General features: G+C 66.4%; 20 protein-coding genes and 1 pseudogene. 13 read left to right on the top strand and 8 right to left on the bottom strand.

The features are described 5' to 3' along the window. Nucleotides 1-97: 97 nt before the first annotated feature. The gene (locus tag F0U60_RS24425) at nt 98-4,141 is read right to left on the bottom strand and encodes a protein kinase (protein ID WP_395823825.1); all 4,044 of its coding nucleotides are present in this window, start codon (nt 4,139-4,141) and stop codon (nt 98-100) included. Nucleotides 4,142-4,261: 120 nt separating this feature from the next. Beyond that, nucleotides 4,262-5,149 carry a hypothetical protein gene (locus F0U60_RS24420; protein ID WP_395823823.1) on the bottom strand — a complete coding sequence of 296 codons (888 nt, stop codon included), beginning with the start codon at nt 5,147-5,149 and terminating at the stop codon, nt 4,262-4,264. 171 nt (nt 5,150-5,320) lie between these two features. Here F0U60_RS24420 and F0U60_RS24415 point away from each other — a divergent pair, with 171 nt between their 5' ends. The 5 genes from F0U60_RS24415 (at nt 5,321) to F0U60_RS24395 (ending at nt 10,870) form a co-directional block, all read left to right on the top strand. Next, a complete protein-coding gene (locus tag F0U60_RS24415; protein WP_395823821.1) occupies nt 5,321-6,286 on the top strand; it encodes a WD40 repeat domain-containing protein in 966 nt (321 codons plus the stop codon). A 118-nt stretch (nt 6,287-6,404) separates the two neighbouring features. Next, nucleotides 6,405-6,866, top strand: a complete 462-nt coding sequence (locus F0U60_RS24410; protein WP_395823819.1) for a hypothetical protein — start codon at nt 6,405-6,407, stop codon at nt 6,864-6,866. 336 nt (nt 6,867-7,202) lie between these two features. Next, entirely contained in the window at nt 7,203-9,449 is a 2,247-nt protein-coding gene (locus F0U60_RS24405) for a DUF1565 domain-containing protein (protein WP_395823817.1), read from the top strand. 129 nt (nt 9,450-9,578) lie between these two features. Further along, complete coding sequence (locus tag F0U60_RS24400) at nt 9,579-10,613, top strand: lipase family alpha/beta hydrolase (RefSeq protein WP_395823815.1); 1,035 nt, start codon at nt 9,579-9,581, stop codon at nt 10,611-10,613. Continuing rightward, nucleotides 10,610-10,870, top strand: coding sequence for a hypothetical protein (locus F0U60_RS24395; protein ID WP_395826057.1), 261 nt, complete (start codon nt 10,610-10,612; stop codon nt 10,868-10,870). The genes F0U60_RS24400 and F0U60_RS24395 overlap by 4 nt, the downstream gene beginning before the upstream one ends. Nucleotides 10,871-11,050: 180 nt before the next feature. Here the strand turns inward: F0U60_RS24395 and F0U60_RS24390 are convergent. Then, nucleotides 11,051-11,386: pseudogene (locus F0U60_RS24390) on the bottom strand (DUF6640 family protein); the annotation flags it as partial. 53 nt (nt 11,387-11,439) lie between these two features. Here F0U60_RS24390 and F0U60_RS24385 point away from each other — a divergent pair. Beyond that, on the top strand, nt 11,440-12,492 hold the full coding sequence (locus F0U60_RS24385; RefSeq protein ID WP_395823813.1) for a DUF5694 domain-containing protein: 1,053 nt from the start codon (nt 11,440-11,442) through the stop codon (nt 12,490-12,492). Nucleotides 12,493-12,541: 49 nt separating this feature from the next. On the opposite strand, the gene F0U60_RS24380 is transcribed toward F0U60_RS24385, so the two are convergent. Then, nucleotides 12,542-13,315: an oxidoreductase gene (locus F0U60_RS24380; protein ID WP_395823811.1), complete on the bottom strand. Its 774-nt coding sequence runs from the start codon at nt 13,313-13,315 to the stop codon at nt 12,542-12,544. Between the two features lie 119 nt (nt 13,316-13,434). On the opposite strand from F0U60_RS24380, the gene F0U60_RS24375 reads away from it, so the two are divergent. The 3 genes from F0U60_RS24375 (at nt 13,435) to F0U60_RS24365 (ending at nt 15,843) form a co-directional block, all read left to right on the top strand. Beyond that, on the top strand, nt 13,435-14,028 hold the full coding sequence (locus tag F0U60_RS24375; RefSeq protein WP_395823809.1) for a TetR/AcrR family transcriptional regulator: 594 nt from the start codon (nt 13,435-13,437) through the stop codon (nt 14,026-14,028). A 215-nt stretch (nt 14,029-14,243) separates the two neighbouring features. Next, nucleotides 14,244-14,624 (top strand): BlaI/MecI/CopY family transcriptional regulator, encoded by a 381-nt coding sequence (locus F0U60_RS24370; RefSeq protein ID WP_395823807.1) that lies wholly within the window; start codon nt 14,244-14,246, stop codon nt 14,622-14,624. Then, nucleotides 14,614-15,843: a M56 family metallopeptidase gene (locus tag F0U60_RS24365; RefSeq protein ID WP_395823805.1), complete on the top strand. Its 1,230-nt coding sequence runs from the start codon at nt 14,614-14,616 to the stop codon at nt 15,841-15,843. Before F0U60_RS24370 ends, F0U60_RS24365 begins: the two co-directional genes overlap by 11 nt. Before the next feature lie 100 nt (nt 15,844-15,943). Here F0U60_RS24365 and F0U60_RS24360 read toward each other — a convergent pair whose 3' ends face one another. Then, nucleotides 15,944-17,110 (bottom strand): class I SAM-dependent methyltransferase, encoded by a 1,167-nt coding sequence (locus tag F0U60_RS24360; protein ID WP_395823803.1) that lies wholly within the window; start codon nt 17,108-17,110, stop codon nt 15,944-15,946. 614 nt (nt 17,111-17,724) lie between these two features. Between F0U60_RS24360 and F0U60_RS24355 the strand changes: the two genes are divergently transcribed. From F0U60_RS24355 to F0U60_RS24340, 4 genes are all read left to right on the top strand, one after another. After that, a complete protein-coding gene (locus F0U60_RS24355) occupies nt 17,725-18,663 on the top strand; it encodes a zinc-binding alcohol dehydrogenase family protein (RefSeq protein WP_395823801.1) in 939 nt (312 codons plus the stop codon). A 36-nt stretch (nt 18,664-18,699) separates the two neighbouring features. After that, nucleotides 18,700-19,320, top strand: a complete 621-nt coding sequence (locus F0U60_RS24350; protein WP_395823799.1) for a TetR/AcrR family transcriptional regulator — start codon at nt 18,700-18,702, stop codon at nt 19,318-19,320. A gap of 235 nt (nt 19,321-19,555) precedes the next feature. After that, nucleotides 19,556-19,792 (top strand): hypothetical protein, encoded by a 237-nt coding sequence (locus F0U60_RS24345; protein ID WP_395823797.1) that lies wholly within the window; start codon nt 19,556-19,558, stop codon nt 19,790-19,792. A gap of 172 nt (nt 19,793-19,964) precedes the next feature. Then, nucleotides 19,965-20,237 carry a DUF6289 family protein gene (locus F0U60_RS24340; protein WP_395823795.1) on the top strand — a complete coding sequence of 91 codons (273 nt, stop codon included), beginning with the start codon at nt 19,965-19,967 and terminating at the stop codon, nt 20,235-20,237. A 6-nt stretch (nt 20,238-20,243) separates the two neighbouring features. On the opposite strand, the gene F0U60_RS24335 is transcribed toward F0U60_RS24340, so the two are convergent. From F0U60_RS24335 to F0U60_RS24325, 3 genes are all read right to left on the bottom strand, one after another. Beyond that, nucleotides 20,244-21,755 carry a hypothetical protein gene (locus tag F0U60_RS24335; protein ID WP_395823793.1) on the bottom strand — a complete coding sequence of 504 codons (1,512 nt, stop codon included), beginning with the start codon at nt 21,753-21,755 and terminating at the stop codon, nt 20,244-20,246. Between the two features lie 32 nt (nt 21,756-21,787). Beyond that, nucleotides 21,788-22,978, bottom strand: a complete 1,191-nt coding sequence (locus tag F0U60_RS24330) for a hypothetical protein (RefSeq protein ID WP_395823791.1) — start codon at nt 22,976-22,978, stop codon at nt 21,788-21,790. A gap of 114 nt (nt 22,979-23,092) precedes the next feature. Then, nucleotides 23,093-23,269, bottom strand: a complete 177-nt coding sequence (locus F0U60_RS24325) for a hypothetical protein (protein ID WP_395823789.1) — start codon at nt 23,267-23,269, stop codon at nt 23,093-23,095. Nucleotides 23,270-23,272 lie beyond the last annotated feature (3 nt).

Genomic DNA, 23,272 nt, shown 5'->3' with positions numbered 1-23,272 from the left:
CGCCACAGCGGGTTCCAGGGGTAGAAGGCGCTCACTGGCGATGTGACACACCCGGGCACCTGCCCTTTCGAAGCCCTACGGCGCTTCGCCTGGATGCTCAGGAAGCGGAGAGAGGAGCGGCATCATTCGGCTTCTCAATCCAGCTTCCCCACTCCGTCAGGACGCGCCGCGCGTAGATGCGGGCGCCCTGCTCGCGAGCGAGCTCCAGGACGCGGAGGAACGCCTCCCGCGCTTCCCGCGTCCGGCCCCGCAGCCCCAGGAGCTGCGCACGGACCAGGTGCACATAGGCCTCGAAGCCGTGCTCTCCCGTCTGGAGCTTCGCGGGCGCCAACGCGTGCTCGATGGTGGCCAGCCCCTCCTCGGCCCGCCCCAGCTTCAGGTAGATGTCGGCGAGCATGCCGGAGTTGTGCAGGGTACCGGCCACGAAGCCAGAGCGCTCCCACTCCGCGAAGGCCCGGAGCATGAGCGCCAGCCCTTCCTCGGCCTGGCCCAGCTCGGCCAGGGCCCAGCTCTTCAATATCGTGGACCACCACAACCAGAGCCGGAAGCGGTGCTCACCCGCGAGCGTGATGCACTGCCCGGTCCACTCCAGGGTGCTCCGAGGCTCACGGCGAATCTGCGCGCCAATGGCCGCGTAGGTGAGCACTCCGGCATACGTGTGGGGATGGTCCAGCTCCCTGGCCAACGCCAGTGCCTCGTAGGCATGGTTCCGGGCCCTGTCCAGCTCATCGAGCGCCGAGTGGACAACAGAGCTGAAGGCCAAGGCCATGGCGCGAGGGTTCATCCACTGCCTCACGGCGAGTGTCTGGTGTTGCGCGAGTGAGAGCCCCTCGGAATGAGCCAACGCCTGCTCGATGTGGGCCAGGGCCGCGGGCATGTCGCCCCAGGTGAAGAAGTCGATGGACATCATCCGATGCCCCAGCATCAACATCTCCCGGTTGGACAGGCGCTGGCCCAGGCCCACCAGCAGCTCGGCGATCTCATGGGCCTCCTGGAACTTCATCTGGCTGAAGTAGTAGGCGTAGGCGCCCCAGTAGGACAGCTCGAGCTGGGACACGCCCTCTCCCACTTCGCGCAAGAGCACGCGCACGCGCTCATACACCTGCGTGACCTCCGGCGAGTGGTAGCCCCGCAGCTGCACCAACGGGAGGCCCAGGGCGATGAGCAGCTCCAGCTCCTCGCGAAGGAGCGACGCGGCGTCTGGCAGTCCGCGCAGCAGATTCAGCGCCTGGGTGAGGTGGCTCACGGCCTCCTGGTTCTCATAGCGACGGCTGGCGCGAAGGCCCGCCTGCTTCCAGGCTTGGATGGCCGGCTTCAGCTCCCCTGCCTCCATGTAATGGTGGGCGAGCAACTCGGGCCGGTTCTCCACCAAGCCGGGGAAGTGCTCCACCAGGGTGAGCGCGATGCGCCGGTGGTGCTCGCGCCGGGTTCCTCGGGTCTGGGACTGGTACGCCGCCTCCTGGAGGAGCGCGTGCCGGAAATGGTAGCCATGCCCGGAGGCCTCCTCGGAGCGCTCCAGCAACCCCGCCGCCACCAGTCCGGCCAGGCCCCTGCGGATGGCGGCCTCGCTCATTCCCGTCACGGTGGCGAGCAGCTCGCGCGTGAAGCCGCGGCCCAGGACGGCGCACCACCAGGCCAGCTCCTTCCGGCGGCGCGGGAGCATGTCCAACCGGGCCAGCAACAACTCCTGCAGGGTGACGGGAATGGTCGCCGCGGCCCCGTCCTCCACCAGCATGCGCGTCATCTCCTCGATGAAGAGGGGGATGCCGTCCGTGCGCGACACCAGCTGCTCCATCACCGGCTCGGGTAGCGCCCGTCCCCGGGCCACCTCCTTCGCCAGACGCGCGGTGCACTCCGCTGGCATCCGCTCCAGCGAAAGCTGTTGGAAGCCGGACCGCTCGGGCCAGGGGGGGCGGAACTCGGGGCGGGCGCTGAGGACTCCGAGGACGCGCGCCTTTTCCAGCGGCTCCATCAACGAGCCCAGCATCCGCAGCGTGGAGGGGTCCGCCCATTGCAGATCCTCCACCACCACGAGCACCGGGTGCACCTCGGCCACCCGCAGCAGCAGCGTGCACAGTGCGGCCAACAGCTCCTCCATCTGCCGCTCCGGCGTGAGCCGCAGGGGCGGAGAGTTCTCCTCCACCGGCAGGGACAGCAACGAGCCCAGCAGGCGCACCTGCACGGGACTCAGCGCCCAGGGGGCCAGCCACTCCTCCATCACGCGCAGGTTCTCCCGCGGAGAATGCTCCGGAGAGAGCCACAACCGCTGCAACGCCTCGATGAGGGGATGGAAGGCGCTGGTGGAGAATTGGGACCAGCACTGCAGCCGCAGGGACAGCGCTTGCCCTCGGCCGATGCGCTCTCTCAGCTCCTGGATGAGACGGGACTTGCCCATACCCGCCTCGCCGGAGAGCAGTACGAAGCCGCCCTCCCCCGCCCGTGCCTGTTCCCAGAGCGAGAGCAGCCGCTCCAACTCCCGCTTCCGCCCCACCAGCGGGGTTCGCCCTCCGCCCACAGCCAGGGTCCGATCAAAACGGGACACCGTCCGGCGCGCTCCCACCACGCGGTACATCCGGAGGCTGCGCGCGCCAGAGTAGGGGCGGGGCTCGAGCGGCTCCGTCTCGAAGGCCCGCTGCACCAGGGCATGGGTCTCGCGGCTGAGCACCACCTCATCGGGCCTGGCCTGGAGCGCAAGCCAGGCCGCCACCTTCGGAGCCTCGCCCTGGATGCCGGGGGTGCGCCCGCGCAACTCCTGGGGCAGATCGTCCAGCATCACCATGCTGGTGTGGATGCCCACCTGCACCTTCAACTCCGGACGGTCCTGCCACGACTGTCGTTGCCCGAGTGCCTCGCGGATGGCGGGCACCAGCATCAGGCCCGCGCGCACAGCACGCTCCGAGTCCTCCTCGCGCGCCACCGGATAACCAAAGCTCGCCAATGCCTCATCGCCCATGCACAGGGTGACGAAGCCCCCCTGCTGCTGGATGACCTGGGAGAAGCCGCGATGAAAGGCCGCCTCCCATTCGCCGAAGTCCTCGGCATCCATCTCCCCCGCGAGGCTGGCGAGTCCCTGGAGCTTGCATGCCACCAGCGTCACCTGCCTCCGCTGGGGCGCCACGTTGCGCGGCGGCTTGCGCTCTGGACGCAAGTGCTCCTCCAACTCGCGCAGCTCGTCCTGCAACTCGGCCGCGGAGAGCAGTCGACGGGAGGGCTCCTTGGCCAACGCCACGGCCAGCAACGACTCCAGCTCCCAGGGCAGCTCCGGGTGCCGCTCGCGCAACAAAGGCACAGGCTCGGGAGACAGCACCCGGGCCCGCAGCTCCTCCAGGTTGAGGGTCGCGTAGGGTAGCTCCCCGGTCAGCATCTCGTACAACAGCACGCCCGCAGCCCAGATGTCGGTGCGCTCATCCAATGGCTCGTCCCGCCACTGCTCTGGAGCCATATAGGGCGGCGTGCCCGCCATGGGCAGGCGTGGGCCCAGGGCCACGCTTGGGTCCAAGAGGTACGCCAGCCCGAAATCGAGCAGCTTCACCACGCCCTTGCGAGTGATGAAGACGTTGCTGGGTTTGAGATCCCGGTGGACGATGTGGTGCTCGTGGGCATGAGCCAACCCCGCGGCCACGGACATCATGATCTCCAGCGTGCGCCGAAGATCGGGCCTCTCCCGCTGCATGAGGTGGGCGAGCGACTCGCCCTCCAGGCGCTCCATCACCAGGAAGGGAATGCGCTGCTCTTCCGGGCGTCCAGTCCATTCGGCGACGTCGAAGATGCGAATGATGTTCTCGTGATCAAGCCGGGCGATGGCCCGAGCCTCCGCCAGCGCCAGCCCTGCCAGCCCCTCACGCGGCACGAGGAACTTGAGGGCCACCTCCCGCCGCAGCTGCTCGTCCCAGGCACTCAAGACCCAGCCCATGGCTCCCGCGCCCAGCTCCTCGAGGAGCGTGAACCGGCGGCCGTCCTGGCCTCCCAGCCTCTCCCCGGGAGCCGGCCTGCGCAGGGGCACCGGCACATGGGCCACTTCCTGTAGGAAGGAATCGTCCAGGTCCGACTCCCCGGACATCCCACTCAGCTCACCGTCGGGTCGAGACGTCGCTGGCGGCCAGCCGATGGACCTGTTGCCCGTCCCATCGCCATCCTGCATGGCATTCTCCCGCGCCCCGCTCGACAGAATCCGCCCCGGCGCCCCACCTGCGCGCTCTGGAAACCTATGGACCCGGAGCGCACCGGGCAACACGGCGGACAGGAGGCGCGGAGCGGACTCTCAGCGCACCATCCCCTCCCGGCGCTCATCATGAGACGGGAGGACAGGTGAGACGTTCACGTTCGTGCGCTGGCTCGTCCCCAAAGCTGGGTGGGTGTGCCGGGAATTCGGAGGAGTGTCCCGCCTGGGCGTCCTCTGGCACAGACGCCGGGCCAGGTGGCTGGCGGCATAGGGGGCCACACGCAGACCTTGCAGGAAGCCGATCGGCTGCAGCCCACTCCCCGCGACATGAGGAGTGAGGCGCAGCTCGTCTTCCAGCTCCACCCGGTGTTCGGGGCGGAGAATCACGAGCGGCTGATAGTCGTTCGTTCCCCACGGAGCCATCTCGAGTAGCAGAGAGACCGCGCCCGACCGCACCGCCTCCGCGAGCCGCTCGTCACGCGCCGCCTCCACTCCTCCCGCGCCCGTGGCGGTGATGCGCAGCGAGACACGGCCGACTCCCCGCACCTCATAGGGAGTGATGGCCCAGTAGGTGTTGGCCAGGTAATCGTGGGGGTTGGTGGCCTTGATGTCGCGAGCCATCACCGCGAAGGACTGGAAGGACACCATGAAGAGATCCTGTCCGCCGGGAGCATTGGCCGAGCAGGGTCCGGGCTGGCCATGGAAGCGCAGGCCCAGCCCGAGCGAATCCATCTTCACGTTCCTGCCTGTCTGCTTGAACAAGCCTCCCGAGAAGCGGACCAGGGCACAGCCCGACAGGCGCCTGGCCACCTCCATCCCCATGACGGAGGCGAGCCCAGTGGCCGGATACGCCCGAGCCGAATAGACCACCCCCGAGGGATGGAAGAAGCGGGCCCTCCGGAGGAAGGACAGGAGGAAGAACACCCACGACAGGAGAACCAGCCCGAAAAAGACACCGATGCCGTACTGAATACGCCCTCTAGACACGCAGGCCCCCCCCTGAAAAGTGAACCGAGATCAAGGGAAGGAGCGGGCTCAACGCGGATGTGATGGCGCCTGGCGCAGCCAACGAATCGAAGTCGACGTAGACGCCCCTGTGGGTGTAGCGATATCCGGGAACCGATGACACCGTGCACGCCAGGCGAGGGAGTTCCACCCATGAAGCCCGTCCTCCTCCAGACGCTCCCGGCCTTCCAAGTGGTGCGCGACGCCGCCTTCATGGGCGAGGACGCCCTGCTCCTCACAGACCCCTTGGCGAACCTGTGGCTGTTTACCCTGGAGAGCGGGCAGGTCAGGCAACTCCACCGCGGCGAGGACATCATGGCCCTCTTCAGGGGAGGCGTCCCCGCGGGGGGCGGGTACCCTCGCCTCGCGGTATCTCCGCGCGGTGATACCATCGTGGTGAACACCGACGACTTCGTCCTCGCGGGCTGGGAGGCAACTGGCGACTCCTGGAGCTTCATGTCCGCGTACAGGGGGCTCTACTACCCCGCTCTCGAGTTCTCTCCCAATGGCGAGTACTTCGCGGCCTGGTCCGAGGTCGTCATCGTCTTCGATGTCCGGGGTCTCCAACACCGGGTGACCGGGAGCGTCAGCGAGTGTGCCTGGCATCCCTCGCGGCCTCTCCTCCTCTGCGTCGACTTTGACAATGCGTTGGGCTGGCTCGACCTCGAGACGCAGAAGACAGATGATTCCACAGAGGTCTCCCCTCAGCGGATCGGCTCCCTCGTCGAACCTGGAGGAACCGCGGAGGCGGTCTGCGGCCTGTCGTTCCTGAACGACGACACCTTCGTGGTGGCCTTCGAATGGGGCTATGTCGAATTCTGGCAGCTCAAGCCCTTGCGGCGACTCGACAGGGTCCAGACGGACGGGCGGATCCTCAAGCTGAAGAGCGTCCCCGGCGGGTGCTGGTTCACGCTCGAGGGAGAGGCGGGCGTACAGGTCTGGGACGCCGCCACCCGCGCCCCCGTGTCAAAGCCGCTTCCAGGGAAAACCGACGTCCGCTTCTCGCCGTCAGGGAGCCGCTTCATCACGCTCGGGCCCATGAACACCAATCCCTACCCCATGCCAGGTGGAGGCGGAGGGACGACGGTGACCCTCTGGGCGGTTCAGGAGCAGCCATGAGGGGCCGGGCTGCTGCACAGGACGCGCTCTCTCTCCTATTGTTCTACCGGAAAATTTTCCTCCAGCCTTCGCCATCGTATTGCTTGTGTAAGCACAAACACCCCCAAGGAGAGACACCATGCGGAAGACCTTGTTCATGGCAGTATTGTCCCTACCCATCACGGTTCCCATGATGGGCTGTGTCGAAGACGCCCACGCGGAGGACCCCGTGACGCTGACCGTCTATGCGGACGCTCGCAGCGGCATCGCATCGCCGGTTGACCTCGGTGCGCCGGGTGACTCACCGGGCGACCTGTTCGTGTTCGACCAGCCGCTCTTGAACGAAGCCCGGGAGAACATTGGCTCGAACAGCGGCTTCTGCGTCCGCACGCTGCCGGGTCAGTTCAATGAGTGTCAGTGGACGCTCACGATGGCCGACGGCACCATCACCGTCACGGGCCGGGAGTCCGACACGGGCACCTCGTATATCCCCATCAGCGGTGGAACGGGTGCCTACTTGGGGGTGCGCGGGATGCTGGCCACGACCCCCAACGGGGACAGGACCTTCACCCAGGTGCTCACGCTCATCAAGGCGAAGTGAGCACAGAAGAAATGGGGGCCTGCAGGTCCCCATGACAGCGGCCCGGCTCCTCATCCCCGAGGGCCGGGCCGTTTCACGTTGGACTCGGTGGCTACAGTGCAGAAGGTGTAACGCTACCCTCCGCGTGCGGAGAACCCCCTTTCCGAGAGTGGATGGAAGAATGAGGCAACCGCGATGAAAGCATGATTGGACACCCGCGCCCCCGACCGACGCGCGCTGACCCGAAAGCCCTAGTCATTCTCCAGTCACGCAACCGTGTTACCGCCAGCCTCGCGATGCGGGGAGTCCCGATGCAGGCCGGCAACCGGTCTCCTTCTGCCGCTTGGAGGATGAGAAATGAAGAGAATGCTGACGATGCTAACGCTCGCGGGCACCCTCTGGGGGTGCGGCGGAGCGACGGGAAGCAGTGTCGATGCGCGCGGTGAGTCGGAATCCCCTGCGCCCCACACCCTGGAGGCTTCGCTCGACACGGAGGTGTTCCACAAGGCCATCAACCTGGCGGGGAGCGCCGTCACGATAGAGGGGCACACGTTCACCGCCTTCGACCAGGCGAAGACCCAGGGCCTGAGCGTCCCCTCCGGGTACCAGGCCGTAACGACAAGTCTCACACCCTCACCGGCGGTGGACGCGGCGACGAGTGCCATGCTCAACACGGGCATCTGGCAGAGCGGCACGCTGCGGCTGGCACAGACTGTTCCCGCCGCTCGCTACAACGTCTATGTCTACATCCTGGAAAACTACGCCAATAACCACCGCTCCCTGGACCTGGCGCTGGAGGGCCAGCGCGTGGCGCAAGGGATTGGCGTGCTCGCGAAGTCGGCGTGGAAGAAGTACGGCCCCTACACCGTCAGCGTGACGGACGGCGAGCTCAACCTGGACCTGAGCGCGGCGAAGCGCGAACCGCACCTCATGGGGCTGAGTCTCTTCAAGCTGGAGGGCAGCACCCCTCCTCCCACCGGCAGCCGCGTCTATCACGTGAGCATGCAGGGCAATGACTCCACGGGTGATGGTACGGAGGCAAAACCCTTCCGCACCATCGCCCGGGCCGCGGACGTGGTGCCCGCGGGCCAGGGCCACACCATCAAGGTGGGGCCGGGCACGTTCGACGAGACGCGGAACATCGTGCTGAAGGAGCGGGTCAACCTCCTGGGCTCGGGCGTGGGCGTCACCCTCATCCGGGGTGGCTCGTACGACTGGCATGCCGTGGAGGGCCTCATCCGGCTCGAGTCCCGCGTGCTCCTTCCTGGCGCCGAGCCGATCCCCCCCTTCGAACACGAGGGGGTGATGTACGGCCCCTACCCCCGCTACATGTCCGTGGACTCGCCGCAGGAGGTGTCACACTTCTCGATGGATGGTCTGCGGAAGGGCTCCACCGGAATCCGCGTCACCAACCGCAACCATGTGAAGATCCACCACGTGGACATCACCCAGTTCTTCTGGGCCGGCATCCTCAGCTCGTCCGAGGGCTGGGCGGAAACGAAGGGGCTGCAAATCAGTGACTTCCGCATCGTCGAGTCCTCCGCGGAGGGAACGAGCCGCTCGTGGGGCAACATCACGATTCGCGGCACGCACGAGGAACTGCTCATCCAAAACGGCCGCATCGAGCACCTCACCAACGTGCCCCTGAACGAGCACTTCTCGAGCTCCGGCTACGCCATCAAGGCGCTGCTCTCCTTCGAGGACACCGCGCGCAAGCAGGATGAGATTCGCGGCTCGAAGATTCTCGGCGTCCACACGCGTGGCAAGCACATGGCACCGTGGGACAACTACAGGGCGCCGAACATCGGCTTCGAGTTCTGGCAAATCGGCGCGGATGGGGTGGAGATTGCCAACTGCGACGTGAACACGGCGATGTCGCTCGAGTTCAACGCCCCCATCGACCAGTACCCCTACAGCTTCTGGATCCACCACAACCGCATGAAGCCGCAAAAGGCGGGCTTCCTGGAGCTGGCCGACAGCAACATCATCATCGAGCACAACTACTTCGACATGACGGGCAACATCAACCCGTGGAACGTGATGGGCGAGTTCAACGGCGGCGGCCCGTCCACGCAGGGGCCGGTGCTCAAGAACATCCGCATCAACCACAACGTGTTCAACCTGGCGGGCTTCCAGCCGTCGTTCTTCGTCTTCACCACGAAGGTGGATGGCTTCCGCTTCTACAACAACACGGTGGTCAGCTCCGCCGGGCCCTCGCTGTTCGAGTTCCGGGAGCCAACCGCGCAGGGCAGCGGCACCCTCGAGGTGCGCAACAACATCTTCGACACCGGGTCGGCCATGAAGATGGGCCGCTACACCGACGGCCACGACGGCTCGCCGCCCGCCAAGCTGGTGTACGCGAACAACATGCACCGCAACGCGCCCACCGCTCGCCCGAGCACCTTCGTGGAGACGAACAGCATCCAGGCGGCCGCGGACCTGAAGCGGAGTGGGGCCACGCCCTTCCCCTACTTCGAGCCGTCCGGCCCGAGCGCGAACATGGTGGACCGGGGCGCGTCCGTGGGCCTGCCCTTCCTCGGCGCGGCGCCGGACCTCGGGGCCCTGGAGTACGGCCAGACGCCGTGGGCCGTCGGGCTGCCCTGAGCCTGGGGTGAGGAGATGGGGCTGACGCCCCGTTTCCTCGCGCTCCAGGGTTTATGCACCGCGTCATCCGTGCCATGCTCCGCTGGAGTGACGACTCCCCATGACACTGAAGCTCCGGCCCCGGTGCCGGTGACCGGGCAAGTCCCGCCTGTCCTCGTAGGGGAGAGCGCCGCGTCGCCTCCCGTGGTCCGGGCGGGGGGCGGCAAGCTGGAGTTTGCCCTCGGGGTCCTCAATGGCGTGCTGGGGGACTACCTCCACCGCCAGGACAACGGGCTGGCCACGCCGATGGAGCTCTTTCTCGACGGGCAGCGGGTACAGCTCGACCGCGCGTCGCTCCAGCGGGCCTACCCCGCGCCCACGGGCCGGTTGGCGCTCTGGGTGCATGGGCTCGCCGTCACCGAAGCGGTCTGGTCCTTCCCCGGCGAGCCCGCGGTCACCTACGGCGCGCTGTTGGAGAAGGAGCTGGGCGTGACGCCGCTCTATCTCCGCTACAACTCCGGCCTACACATCTCCGAGAACGGCGAGGCCCTGGCCCGGCTGCTGGAGACGCTCGTGGCCGAGTTCCCAAGCCCCATCGAGGAGCTCATCCTGGTGGGCTACAGCATGGGCGGGCTCGTCGTGCGCAGCGCGTGCCACGTGGCCGCCGAGGCCAGACACACCTGGCTGTCCCGGGTCCGCCGCGCCCTCTACCTTGGCGTGCCGCACCTGGGCTCCCCGCTCGAGCGGCTGGGCAAGGTGGTGACCTGGGCGCTGCGCTCCATCCCCAATCCCTACACGCAACTGGTGGCGGACGTCGCCAACCTGCGCAGCAACGGCGTGAAGGACCTTGGCTTCGGGAACCTGCTGAAGCAGGACTGGGAGGGCGCAGACAGCCAGGCACCGCTCCAGAACCGCCGCCACCCTGTCCCGTTGCTTCCGGATATCTCCCATCACCTGCTCGTTGGCTCCCTGGGCCGCGACGAGCGCCACCTGCTCTCCGCGCTCTTCGGGGACGGCGTGGTGCCCCTGTCGAGCGCTGCCGGCCGGGCGGGCGTGATGGACCGGAGTCCTGTCTTTCCGCAGGAGAACGTCAAGGTCATGGCCGGGGTGGATCACATCGCACTGGCCCACCACGCGGACGTCTACGCCCAGGTCCGGGCCTGGTGCGAAAGGGAACTCCCATGAAGAAGTGGCGAGGAGTGAAGACGTTGGTGCAGGACGCGGTGGACAAGGGCTCGACGGCAGTGGAGCAGGTGCACATGCGCACCGCCGCGGTGCCCTTCAAGCTGCTGGAGAAAGTACCCCCGCTGACGGCGCCCGTCCGGGGCGTCCACGCGGTCCACGACCTGGCCGTCTCGGGCTCGTACGGAATGGTCCGGCTGGTTAACCGCGTGGCTGGCAAGGTGTTGGACGTCGCGTTCGACGTTCTCGAAGCAGAATGAGAAGGAGCACCTGGACTCCTCATCCCCGGTGCCGCCGTCACCTCCCGTCCCCGCCCCGCCATCCGCTGGCGTTCCTCCGTCCGGGAGGGCCGCTGCCAGTACCGCAGTCGCCCGGCGAATGCGCCAGCGCGCCGAGCGTTGATGCCGAGCCCACCGGCCGCCCAGGCGGGGGATGAGATCAACGAATTCCGGGTCCACCAGGGCGGTGCCTGGGAAGAGGATGGAGCCGGCCTGGGTCACCCAGTAGAGCGACGCGAGGAGCGTCCCGACCACCAGGCCGCCCCGCTCCTGCAATGGTTTCGACCAGAGGACGTAGAGGGACAGCAGACCCAGGAAGGTGCCGAGCAGCATCGTCTGGGCGTTGTGGAACCTCGCGAGGGGAGACCAGTGCCGGTTAAAAATGTGCGTCTCGTTCCAGTCCGCCCCGAGGCTCTCCTTCTGGGGGCCCGCCTCCGTCCCCGCTTGAGGGAGCAAACGCCGAGGGGAAGAACTGAAAATGGCACCATTAGCCGGCATATTTTCCATTGCAAAAAAGCCAAGAAATTATTCGACACAAGGAAAAATACGACATGAGCAAATGGACAAAGTGGACTTGGGCATGGATCGCGGCATTGCCGTTCGCAGCGCAGGCGCAGGTCGACCTGGCGGCGCTCGATCGCGACATGGCTGGGCCGCGGGCGCAAGTACTGGTGCTGGGCACCGTGCACTTGCGCGACATGCCGAAAGGCTTCAATCCGGCATCGCTGGACGGAGTGCTGGACCGGCTGGCGGCGTTCAAGCCCGACATCATCACAATTGAGGAAGAGTCCGGCGAGGAATGCGATCTCGCCGCGCGCCATCCCGCCAAGTACGGCTCCGATTACTGCGACCCGACTGACGCGGCGAAAGCGGCCACCGGGCTGGACGTGCCCGCCGCCCTCGCCGAAGTGGACAAGACGCTCAAGGCCTGGCCGGCGCAGCCGGCGCCGGCGCAGCGGCGGCGCCTGGCCGCGGTGTTCCTGGCGGCAAACGACCCCGCCTCGGCCTATGTGCAGTGGCTGCAGTTGCCGAAAACCGAGCGCCGTGCCGGCGACAGCCTGGATGCGTCACTGGTGGAGAAGCTCCGCCGAATCGCGACGATCAACGACGAAAACTACCAACTGGCCGCACGCCTGGCCGCGCGCCTGGGCCTGCAGCGGGTGTATGCGGTGGACAATCATACCGGCGACCGCATGGATGTCTCGGACATCAAGGCTTTCGTGCGTTCGATCGAAGCGGCGTGGGCCGCAGGCGGCCCGGAGATGGACAAATTTGTAAAGCGGGAGCAACTGCTGTCGCAAGCTTCAGACCTGCTGCCGCTGTACCGCTACATCAACGGGCCGGAAGGCCTGCGGGTGCTTGCCGAGACCAATGTCAGCGCGGCCATGCGCGCAAAGTCGCCGGAAGGCTACCCGCAGATGTGGGTCGCCGGCTGGGAAATCCGTAACCTGCGGATGGTCGCCAATATCCGCGAAACGTTCCGGGAACGCCCCGGCGCGCGCGTACTGTCCATTGTCGGTTCCTCGCACAAGCCGTGGTTCGACGCCTGGCTCGGCCAGCTACAGGGTGTGGATATCGTCGACGTGGCGACCGTGCTGAAGTGACGCGGTCGCGCGGCTCTGGCCGGCTTACGGCACGTGCAGCAGCTCGTGGTCAGCGCGCCGTCATTCCGCCGTCAACGCGGTAATTCACGCCGGTCAGCCACCTGCCGCGATCCGATACGAGCAGCGCGACGACCTCTGCGATGTCGTCGGTGGCGCCCCAGCGGCCGAGCGGCACCGACTGGAGCCACGCCTCGGCGGGAACGCCCATCGCGTCGCCGAACGTCTTCCGGACCGCGTCCGAGCCCACGGTCGTCACCGGCCCGGGGGTCACGACGTTCACGCGGATATTGCTCGGCGCGAGGTCGACGGCAAGGACGCGCGAGTAGGCGTCGAGCGCCGCTTTCGCCGCGCTGTAGTGGGCGAAGGGGCCCGCCCCGGCCCCCATCGTCGCGGCCGTCGAGGATATGTTCACGATCGCGGCCGCCTTTGATTCGCGGAGCGCCGGCAACACCGCGTTGGTGAGGCGGACCGAGGAGAAGAGGTTCAACGCGAAGACGTCCTGCCACTCCCCTTCCGGGATCGAGGCGGCGCCTTCCGGGAACCCGTTCGCCCCCCCCGCATTGTTCACGAGGATGTCGAGCCCACCGAGGGCTGCGAGCGCCCCCGACGCGATCGCCTTCACCCCTTCGCTGGTGCGGATGTCGCCGGCAACGAACGTCGCCGCTGCGGGCGTCTCCTCGTTGCGCGACCGCGCGGAGACGACGACCTTCGCGCCAGCGTCGAGAAGACGTTGCGCGATCGCCGCACCGATGCCGCGCGAGCCTCCAGTGACGAGGGCACGGCGACCGATGAGTTCCTTCGAGAGATCAAGCTTGCTGGACATGATGTTCCTTTCGTCGAGCACGACACCTGAATGGGTTATGCTTACCGGAGCAGCGCCCCTTTTTTCCGGAGCGGTGCTCCATATATTCGGAGCATCGCTCCGATTGTCAAGAGAGTCCTATGCGTGCTGACGCCAAGAAGAACTACGACCACCTGCTCGCTGTCGCGCGCGCCGTCGTCAAAGAACAGGGGGCTGACGCATCGCTGCGCGACATCGCCCGCAGAGCCGACGTCGGCCTCGGCACGCTGTACCGTCACTTCCCGACGCGAGAGGCGTTGCTCGAGGCGCTGCTTCGCACGAGCCTCGACGAGATGACAGCGCAGGCGGCCGAGCTCGAAACATCGAGCGCACCCGACGATGCGCTCGTGACGTGGCTACGCGAGGCGGTCGCGTTCACGCGCAATTACCACGGCATCACGGCGTTGATGATGGCCGCCCTCGATGATCCGAAGTCCGCTCTCCACGCTTCGTGCGTCACGGTGCGCGCGGCAGGCACGCGGCTTCTCTCCCGTGCTCAAGCCGCAGGGAAGGCGCGAAGCGACGTCGACGGCACAGAGTTGTTCGCGCTGATCGCGGCGCTGGCATGGCTCGGCGACCAACCATCGCTCGGCCGACACGCCGATCATCTATTCGAGATTGTCGCGAGCGCGATCCTGACAAATCGAGCGAGCAACGGTGGCCGAGCCCAACGCCGACCTCGGGACCGGAGCTGAGACCTTCGAGCGCGTGGGAGCATAGGAGAAATTGGAGCGCTGTTCAGGGTGGAGGGCTGGTGCAGAGGTGACGAGGAGGGCCGCAGACGGGCGCCCCCGAGCCTCGCGTCGAGCGATCCACACAGGCGAGCGCGCCTTCCGGAATGCTTGACTTCTGCGTTTACAGGCGTAATCATCAGACCGATTACAGTCGTAAACAGTGAGGGGCGAGACCGATGAGCCGGGTATCGATCAGCGAAGCCGAGTCGCAGGTGATGGAAGTGTTGTGGCACGCGGGCGAGGCGATCCCCGCCGAACAGGTCATCAGCGCCCTGGTCCGCCAGCAACACTGGCAAGAGGCCACCATCAAGACCTTGCTGAATCGCTTGCTGAAGAAGGGGGCGATTCGCGCCGAAAAAGACGGCCGGCGCTACCTGTACACGGCGGTTCTGAAACGCGACGAATGGGTGACCAGCGAGAGCAAGAATCTGCTCGATCGTCTGTTCGGCGGCCGGATCGCACCGTTGGTCGCCCATTTCGGGAGCCAGAGCAAGCTGAGCAAGTCGGACCTCGCTGAATTGACGCGGCTGATCGAGGAAATGCGCGATGATGACTGAGCTCGTCGCCGCGCTGGTCCGCCTGACCTATGCCCTCAGCGCCGCCGTCCTGCTGATGCTGGCATTGCGCGGACCGCTGCGCCGCGTGTTCGGTGCGACCCTCGCGTACCAGACCTGGCTGGTGGTTCCGGCGATCGTCGCGGTCGCGCTCCTGCCCGCTGTGCGCGTCCAGCCCCAGGCCGTCCCGGTCTCCCTGCGAACCTTTTCGGATGCGGCCGTGCCGGCTCTTCGCGAGGCCAGCATCCCGTGGCTATCCGTGGCCTTGCTCGTGTGGGGAGCGGGAGCCCTGATGCTCGCGGCGGGGTTCTGGCGCGCGCACGTCCGCTTCGTGCGCGGTCTGGGTTCGCTCACCCCGCGCGAAGGCCTTTATTTCAGTGAGTCGCCCACCGCCGGACCGGCCTCGCTCGGACTGTGGCGCCCCAAGGTCATCGTTCCTTCGGATTTTCCGCGGCGCTATACGCCAGCCGAGCAGTTACTCATCATCCAGCACGAACAGGTGCACGCCGAACGCGGTGACGCCGTGGTCAACCTGCTCCAGGTGTGCTTGCAGTGCGTGTTCTGGTTCAACCCGCTGATCCACTGGGCGGCAGTGCGCTTTCGCGTCGACCAGGAGCTCGCGTGCGACGCCGCCGTGCTGCGCGGCAACCCGGGCCAGCGCCGCGCGTACTCCCAAGCCCTGTTGAAGTCTCACACGCTTTCCACGGAAACACCCCCCACCGTTGCCTGTCTTTGGCGATTCAATCACCCCATCAAGGAGCGCATCATGAGTTTGCAGCAGGTCCCACCTGGAAGGCTTCGTCGCCTTGCCGGCCGTCTCGCGGTTGCATCCCTCGTCCTTGCCGGCGGTTCCGCCAGCTTGCTCGCCCGCGCCGAAAATGTCCCTACTGCTAGCGCTGTCCTCTACGAGGTCGCGATGGACCTGTCGACGGCAGGGGCCAAGGCGGCCCCACGCGTCCACGTTCGTGAGGGCACACCGTTCGCGGTCAGCAGCGAGCGGAATGGCGTCAAATGGAGGTTGGAATTCACCGTATCCAAAGCAGGCACGGCCGATGGGGTTGCAATGACAGGCAAGATCGATATCGATTCGACGACGATCGCCCGGCCCACGCTGGAGGGCCGTCTCGGCGAGCCCATGCGGTTGAAGGTCGAGGACGAGGGCAGGAACCTCGACCTGGCGATGGTCGTGCGCGAAGTGACCGCGAGGCCCACCCAACCGTAAGCCGAGGTGAAGAGCGTCTCGACGGTTGCCCAGCTCCAGTCCGCGCTCGCCTCGGCACCGGCGGGCGATGAGAGCGCACATCCACCCCTGAGGCCGGACGCTACGCGGAACGCTTGAGCGGCAGGTCTCGCTCGCCCAGATTCACGCCGCTCAGCCACCGCATGCGGTTGAATCCGTCCAGGTTCTTGTTCGCCACCACCTGGAAACAGGTGGAGCTGCCCTGCGCCGCGATGTGCACGGACCAGCCCAGGAACACCTGCCACAGGCGGAACCACCACTCGCCGTAGGTCTTCACCACCTGCGCGCGGTGGGCCATCCAGTTGTCGTACCAGCGCGAGATGGTGAGCGAATAGTGGATGCCCACGTTCTCCACGCTGTGAATCTCGAACCCGGCCTTCTCCATGTTCTCCACCACGAAGCTCAGGGGCATGGAGGCGTCCGCGCCGGGGAAGATGTACTTGTTCATGAACAGGCCCCACACCAGGTCCTCCATGTGGAAGCCCAGGTGGCCCTTCTTCGCGCGCAGGCCGGCGATCTGCAGATAGAAGAGCCCATCATCCGCGAGCAGGCCGTACACCTGTTGCATGAACGCCTGGAACTTGCGCACCCCCACGTGCTCGGCCATTTCCAGACAGGAAATCTTGTCGAACGTCTGGTTCGGGATGTCCCGGTAGTCCTTGTTCAGGATGCGGGCGGTGGCGCTCTGACCCAGCCGGGCAATCTGCGCGTTGCCGTATTCGGTGCCCTTCTCCGCGATGGTGATGCCGGTGGCATCCACGCCGTAGTCCCTGGCCGCATGGGCCACCAGGGTTCCCCAGCCGCAGCCGATGTCCAGGTAGCGCTCGCCGCGTTCGAGCTGCAGCTTCTCGCAGACCAGTTTCATCTTCCGGTCCTGCGCCTCCTCCAGCGTGTCCTCCGGGGACTGGAAGAAGCCGGAGGTGTAGATCATCCGAGGCCCGAGGAACCAACTGAAGAAATCGTTCCCGCGGTCGTAGTGCGCCTTGCCAATGCGCTCGTCCTGCGCGCGGGAGTGGATGAGCACCTCCGGCAGGAAGTGGGAGAACAGGAACTTGAAGTGGTCACCCACGAAGCTGTACTCGGCGACCTGGACGCGCTCCCGGATGAAGTCCCGGAAGTCGCCAGGGATGTCCACCCGTTCGTGGATGTAGTCCTCGATCAGGTGCGTGATGGGGGTCTTGCCGTGCTGGTAGCGCGCGGCGACAGACGGATGACGGACGAGGATTTTGGACGCTGCGGACTGCGTCATGAACCTGATCTCCAGAAGGATGGGATGTCGCCCGGGCCATGAGCCCGTGTGCGTTCAAAACCGGTGGCGGTTTTTTCTGTCACCGCGTCCGTTGGCAGGCGTCAGACGATTCGTAGGCCTCAGGCCTCCCACACGCCCGGGGCGCGCCGGAGGGCTTCGGAGAGTGACTCCCGCGCCCGCCCGTGCCCGGAACACGCCGAGCCGCAGCTTTCCGAGCACCTCGTTGGTGGTGATGACGAGCCGGCCTGCGCGTGCCCGGCGCTGCTCCTCGAGAAGTGCACCCACGTCCAGGGCGTGAGGACGCATCCGGCCCGCGCGCTCGGCGATGGCGAGGCAGCGCGGTGTCGGGCGCAGGCGAGTGGAAGTGCGGAGTCACCTGCAAGTCAGCACCCGGGTACTCGCCATCGGAGGAGTCGTGCTGTCGACACGCGCGCTCATCACTTCAGCGCTGCCCAGGTTGCGCGGCTTTTCAAAACATCGCGCCAAACACCGCCGAGGAGTGCTGGCGCGGCGAAGACGCCAGACGCCTCGCGACGCGGCAGCCCTCAACACATTTACTTGCTTATCGAGCAAGCAAGTTATAAATGCCGGCTGTCCTTTGATGGGAGATCGTCATGAAAGCAGTCGTTGTCGAAGCATTCGGTCCTGCAGACCAGCTCGCCGTGGTGGAGCGTCCCGACCCCGAGCCTCGGCACGGGCAGGTGGTCATAGCGGTTGAAGCCGCAGGCGTAGGGCTGGTCGATATCCTGCAGCGCAGGGGCGAGTTCGGGTTCTCCGAGCCCGGGTTCATCCCGGGCGTGGAAGTTGCCGGACGTGTGCAGAAGGTCGGCGAGGGCGTGGATCGCGGACTCATTGGCCAGCGCGTCTTTGCCCAGGGCAGCGGGGGCTACGCCGAACAGTTCGTGGCGGACGCCGCGGGCCTGGTCGCACTGCCCGACCCTCTGTCGGCCCGAAATGCGGTGGCGTTGGGCGTCAACGCGCTGGTAGCGCATTTCAGTCTTCGCCGGGCGCAGGTTCGGCCGGGCGAACATGTGCTGGTGCGCGGCGCCAGTGGCGGGATTGGACTTCTTGCCGTGAAGATGGCGCTGCAACTGGGCGCCACCGTTACGGCGGTCACGCGGTCGACCGCGGCGGACCGACTTGCCGAGCTCGGCATCCAGAACATCGTGAGGCGCGACCGCGAAACCGAACCGGCCGGTCCATTCGATGCCGTCATCGACCCCGTAGGCGGGGCTGCGGTTCCGGCGTTGCTCGGCAGGCTCGCGCCCAATGGTCGTTACGTGCTGAATGGTGGGGCCGCCGGCTTTCCCCCGCCGGAGTTCGGCATGGCGCTCGTCCAGACGTTCTTCAACTCACTCACTTTCTCGACGTTCAGCCTGAACTCCGTGCCTGCTGGCGAAGCGGGTGCGGCCGCGCGCGCCATCTTTGCCGATGCCGTTCGGGGAGCGCTCGTTCCGGTGGTGGGCCCCGTGTTCCGCCTCACCGAGGCCGCAAAGGCCCATTTGGCACTCGAAGGCGGGGACGCCTTTGGTAAGATCGTGCTCGAGCCGTGAATCGGCAGTCCGCCGGCCGGCAGGCAAGGAGCAACGATGAGCGGGACACGGCCGAGGCGGACACAGGAAGAGCGGCGGGACGAGTCCGAACAACGCATGTTGGCAGCCGGCCTTCGGCTGGTGGCGGAGCAGGGCATCGAGAAGCTCACCCTGGCCGATGTGGGCAAGACCGCCGGCTACAGCCGCGGCCTTCCCGCCCATCACTTCGGGTCCAAGGAACAGTACCTCAAGGCCCTGGCCTCCTACGCAACCATTGAATTCGAGAAGACGGTTCCCATCGAGGACCGCCTCTCGGGGTTGCCCGCGCTGCTCGAACTCATCCGCACCGTTTTCGTCCACCTCACCGCCGATCCCACCCGGCTGCTCCTGACACAGGTCGTGCTCAGAGATCCGCGCAAGGAACAGGCGCTCTCGGGCGAAGTCGGCGCACTGCGCGACAAGACGCTGGCGACTCTTGCCCAACACGTCAGGACCGGCATTGCCGCCGGGCAGATTAGGGCGAGTGTCGATCCGGAAATGGCCAGCCTGTTCCTTGCCGCCTCCATCTGCGGCGTGGTCGAGACCTGGATGGCCAATCCGGATTTCGATGTAGCAGCGGCTGGCACGCAACTGATCGAACTGACCCGTCATGCACTCGAGCAGGGCAAATCGCCTTAGCATCGTGCGCGTGGCCAGTTGCAGCGCGTCGAAGTTTTTCCCATTCACGAACACATCCACCACGCCCGCGACGATCACCGCTCCCACGATGAGCTCGCGCCCGCTCCACGTATCGGGGCAAGCCGCGCCCTACCTCGCTCGCCTCCGCCGGAGGAAGGAAACATTGCTTGCCCTTTCTCTACGGGCAGGGATAGCCTGGAAAGGCTGAAAAAGCTGTCAAGACCAGGAGAAACACATGCGAGCGGCAATCATTGCAGGGCTGATGGCAGCGGGACTGCTGGTGGGCTGTGGAGGCACGTCCGACGGACAGGAGGACATCTCGTCTGATGCGACCGTGGAGTCGGCTGAGCCGGGCGTCCGCACCCAACGCTCCACCACGTTCTTTTGTTGCGATGGCACCGAATGCTTCGGCACGCCTCGCTCCTGTGCCACCTACTGCAGCCAGAACGATCTCGGCGGCCTCTGCGGATGAGCGCATTGACGCTGATGTAACACCTGCCGTTCTGCGAATTCGGCGGTCCGCCCTGGTCATGCAGGGCGGGCCGCTGGGAATGGCCCAGAGCCGCGCGCCTTATTTATTTGATTTGCTCAAATTTCTGGATTCACATGCCTCCCCTCAGCGCCGTACTGACTGGAGGAGACACATGAAGAATGCGATGTGGGCTGCGGGGTTGTCGTTGACGATGGGTCTGATGGTTGGCTGCGGTGGCGTCGCCGACGAGACCACTCAGGAGTCATCCAACCTGGAGACTCGTCAGGATGCCATTCCGGACTGCTCGGGTGGCGACTACTACACGATGTATTTCAGCGACGCCACGTACACCACGCAGATTGGCGGCTGGGGCTGTCATTGCGGCGCCTTCGCCTCTTGGGGCAAGACGAGCAACTACAGTCGGATCTCCGTGGACTGCGAGTAGGATCGGTCACTCCAGGAAGTCGCACCTGGCCGCCCTGCCAGCAGTCGTGAGCTCCACGAGTCGTCTGACACCCTTCTCGGCTTCGCGGAGCCTGTGGAGGGCCGTGGCGACATTCTCGGCTCCATCCACCAGGCTGAGCGCCTCGTTGAAGATCCGGCCTGCACGCGTCTGACCCACGAGGCCCTCGAGGAAGCGGGGAACGCCGACCACCACCTGGAACGTCGGCTCTGGATTGGCCAGTGGCATCTCCACCGGCACGAGCCTGACCGTCCCCGTGTGCCGGGGCTCCAGGTTCAGCATCACGCGGCACTGTGCCTCCACCAATGCGCTCAGCTCCACCGTGGCCTTCCGCGGCAGCGCGAGCGTCGCGGTGAGCGCACCGGTCAGCTTCTCTCCGAGCGCTCCCACGTCATGGAGCCAGTACGAGGACGGAAACCGCGCGCGCAGGGCCTCGGCCGTGTCCCAGAGGAAGCGACGTTCCAGCTCGCCCCCGTTCCAGTCATTCCGGCCCAGCCACTCCAGGCGGTCGATCAGGAAGGCGAGGAACGTACGGAACTGTCGCAGGCATTCCAGCACCTCGCATCCGACGAAGGTCCGGCAACCCGCCAGGTCCACCGACTCGGGCAGCTTGCCCCGAGCAGCGACGATTCCGATGAAGGGCCCTCCAAAGACGATGGGCGTCTCCAGGTCGAGGAAGCGGCCATCCGCGGTGAAGTTGTTGTGGAAGGAGCCCCAGTAAACGCCGGCCTGGAAGTACCGCTCGAAGTGGAGGACCAGCCGCTCGATGGCGCCCTCCAGGCGTTGCGCGAGCGCCTCGGGGGTGACGTCGCTCGGGCGCACCTCGGGCTGGGTGGGGTCCCCGAGGTAGCGGGCCATCCGCAGGAACAACTCGACCACGGACGGAGCGCCTCCCCGCCACTGTGAGAACGCCCAGGCGAAGTTGGACAGGCGCGCGAACCCCGCTGCCTTGACCGAGATGGCCTGGAGTCGCCGGTCCGCCGGGGCGAGCTGGCTGAGGTCACGGCCTGGAAAGCTCGACTCGACGTAGCGCTCGGCTTCCGATGGCAGCGGGGCCAGGAGCAGGCCCTCGCACGGGGCGAGGGCGTCACCCGCTCCTAGCGCCTCCAGGTAACGGCTCACCAGGTACTCCCTCGCGGCGGCGGAGGGAAACAGGTGCCCGCTGCTGTGGTAGCGATCCGTCGGGTGGTGCCAGTTCGCCGCGAGCAGGGTACGGCCCACGCCCTTCAGGTACTTGCCGGAGTAGAAGCCCGCTCGGCCCGACCCCAGCCGGTGGGAGATGTTGACGTCTGCGTTGGTCTGGAGGTCCGCGTACAAGAGCTCCGCTTCGTGCTCGGGCCGTGTCGAGAACCCGAAGGAGCCGATGCGTCCCAGGTCGACCTGGACGGCGTACCTGGCATGGCTCGCGTGCAACGCGGTGAACCCGGCGGGCGAGACCGGAACAGGGACCGCCCAAGGATCCGTCGGGTGGCTCGGTGGATGCTCGCGGGTCGGGGACATGGTCGACTCCTCCGTGTGCTCCTGGTTCCTCGCTAGTTCAGGACGAACAGGTCTCGGGGCTCGGCTCCCACGGGGAGAACGCGCTCCGCCCACTCGATGAGCCGCAGCGCCTCCTCGTGATCCTCGCGCCGGAGCGCACGCCCCAGGGCCAGCCGGACCTCCCCGCTCACGCTGTCGAAGACCGTCGCCGAGATGCGCTGGAGGACGTAGTAGCGCAGGCTTTGGGGGGAGGTAGCGGCCTCCGGTTTGAGCGGGACGACATTCGCGTTCACGAAGCGGAAGTCAGGCCGGCGCTCCCTCGGGCTCTCGGGAGGCTCGCTCCGGTTGCGGAGCACGAGTCCGCTGTCGGAGTCCTCCTTGATCTTCGCGAACAGCACGAGCCCCAGCTCGTGCATCAGACGCTGCTTCCAGGGCTCCTCGAGGGAGACGGGCGCGGTCAGCTCGCGGGGGTCGTATGAAATCTCCTCGGCGGCCAGGAAGGACAGCCACAGCCGGGTGTACTCGCGCTGCGTGGCGCCGTACGTCAGCTCGTGCGAGAGCCACTTGAGGAGCTGAGGGCTCCTACGCAGAGCCCTCACATCGAAGCCCTCGAAGACGCCCGAGCAGTAGAAGCGGGCGAGGTCGGTGAAGAACTCGGGTCGCTGCGCCTCCCACTGCGGGCAGAACCGGCGGTACTCGGAGACGTGGCGCTCGTGATAGCTGACCGTGAGGTTCACGACCGTCGTTCCGATCGGTATCCGCTCGGAGAGGTTGAAGGTGGAGAGGTACCAGTAATCCAGTCCCACCGTCGCGGCCGCCTCCGTCAGGAGCTGGCAGAAGACGAAGTCCTCGAGGTTGTCGCGGAGGATGGGGCCGGTCTCGAACCGGAGCCACGGGGCCAACTCGGCGATGACCGCCGCGGACCAGCAGTGCAGGTAGTCGTGCTCCGCGAACAGCACTTCCCGGACCAGATGGTCTCCCTCGTTGTAGTCCCGGGCGGAGCCGTACGGATCCGCGAGCCAGCGTGAGAGGGCCGAGTTGTTCGCGAGGAAGAGGGCCCGATGGAAGGGATTGAAGCCCGCCAGGGTCACCGGAACGATGCGCTCGTAGTACCAACGTTGATCAATGGCGCGTGGCACGAAGCGCACCAGGGGATCCGAGAGCATCCGGCGCACCAGGGGAAGCCGCAGGAGCGACTCCGGATGGGGCTCGGAAGGAATGGAGAGGGGGGCGGCATTGAGCATGACTGTGGACCAGCGGGTGCGAGAAGGCGGCGCGGTGCGGCGCCGCCTTCTCGGGGCGAGGGTGAAGGTGACAGCACCATCCAAGACCTGCGCGATGCGTTAGTCGCCCTCGTGTCAGCCTATCTCGAGCTTGTTGCCGCAGCCGTCCTCCGCCTTGCACGGCTCGAGCTCGAGGCCACCCGTCACCGAGGCCAGGTCCTCGAGGGTGAGTTGTTTCTCCTTTCGAGCCCGAGACTGCTGCTCCTTCGACTGCTGGGGGGGTTGCGACTGCTGCTTCTTGATGCGCTTCATGGT

This window comes from Archangium minus (genome assembly GCF_044360475.1).
In the GTDB taxonomy this organism is placed as follows: domain Bacteria; phylum Myxococcota; class Myxococcia; order Myxococcales; family Myxococcaceae; genus Archangium; species Archangium minus.
This window is presented reverse-complemented; position numbering and strand designations above follow the sequence as displayed.

What these genes read in the sequence shown, in the direction of transcription:
- F0U60_RS24425 (WP_395823825.1), bottom strand. Translation starts at nt 4,141, where the DNA reads ATGCAGGATGGCGATGGGACGGGCAACAGGTCCATCGGCTGGCCGCCA.
- F0U60_RS24415 (WP_395823821.1), top strand. Translation starts at nt 5,321, where the DNA reads ATGAAGCCCGTCCTCCTCCAGACGCTCCCGGCCTTCCAAGTGGTGCGC.
- F0U60_RS24410 (WP_395823819.1), top strand. Translation starts at nt 6,405, where the DNA reads ATGCGGAAGACCTTGTTCATGGCAGTATTGTCCCTACCCATCACGGTT.
- F0U60_RS24405 (WP_395823817.1), top strand. Translation starts at nt 7,203, where the DNA reads ATGAAGAGAATGCTGACGATGCTAACGCTCGCGGGCACCCTCTGGGGG.
- F0U60_RS24395 (WP_395826057.1), top strand. Translation starts at nt 10,610, where the DNA reads ATGAAGAAGTGGCGAGGAGTGAAGACGTTGGTGCAGGACGCGGTGGAC.
- F0U60_RS24385 (WP_395823813.1), top strand. Translation starts at nt 11,440, where the DNA reads ATGAGCAAATGGACAAAGTGGACTTGGGCATGGATCGCGGCATTGCCG.
- F0U60_RS24380 (WP_395823811.1), bottom strand. Translation starts at nt 13,315, where the DNA reads ATGTCCAGCAAGCTTGATCTCTCGAAGGAACTCATCGGTCGCCGTGCC.
- F0U60_RS24375 (WP_395823809.1), top strand. Translation starts at nt 13,435, where the DNA reads ATGCGTGCTGACGCCAAGAAGAACTACGACCACCTGCTCGCTGTCGCG.
- F0U60_RS24370 (WP_395823807.1), top strand. Translation starts at nt 14,244, where the DNA reads ATGAGCCGGGTATCGATCAGCGAAGCCGAGTCGCAGGTGATGGAAGTG.
- F0U60_RS24365 (WP_395823805.1), top strand. Translation starts at nt 14,614, where the DNA reads ATGATGACTGAGCTCGTCGCCGCGCTGGTCCGCCTGACCTATGCCCTC.
- F0U60_RS24360 (WP_395823803.1), bottom strand. Translation starts at nt 17,110, where the DNA reads ATGACGCAGTCCGCAGCGTCCAAAATCCTCGTCCGTCATCCGTCTGTC.
- F0U60_RS24355 (WP_395823801.1), top strand. Translation starts at nt 17,725, where the DNA reads ATGAAAGCAGTCGTTGTCGAAGCATTCGGTCCTGCAGACCAGCTCGCC.
- F0U60_RS24350 (WP_395823799.1), top strand. Translation starts at nt 18,700, where the DNA reads ATGAGCGGGACACGGCCGAGGCGGACACAGGAAGAGCGGCGGGACGAG.
- F0U60_RS24345 (WP_395823797.1), top strand. Translation starts at nt 19,556, where the DNA reads ATGCGAGCGGCAATCATTGCAGGGCTGATGGCAGCGGGACTGCTGGTG.
- F0U60_RS24340 (WP_395823795.1), top strand. Translation starts at nt 19,965, where the DNA reads ATGAAGAATGCGATGTGGGCTGCGGGGTTGTCGTTGACGATGGGTCTG.
- F0U60_RS24335 (WP_395823793.1), bottom strand. Translation starts at nt 21,755, where the DNA reads ATGTCCCCGACCCGCGAGCATCCACCGAGCCACCCGACGGATCCTTGG.
- F0U60_RS24330 (WP_395823791.1), bottom strand. Translation starts at nt 22,978, where the DNA reads ATGCTCAATGCCGCCCCCCTCTCCATTCCTTCCGAGCCCCATCCGGAG.
- F0U60_RS24325 (WP_395823789.1), bottom strand. Translation starts at nt 23,269, where the DNA reads ATGAAGCGCATCAAGAAGCAGCAGTCGCAACCCCCCCAGCAGTCGAAG.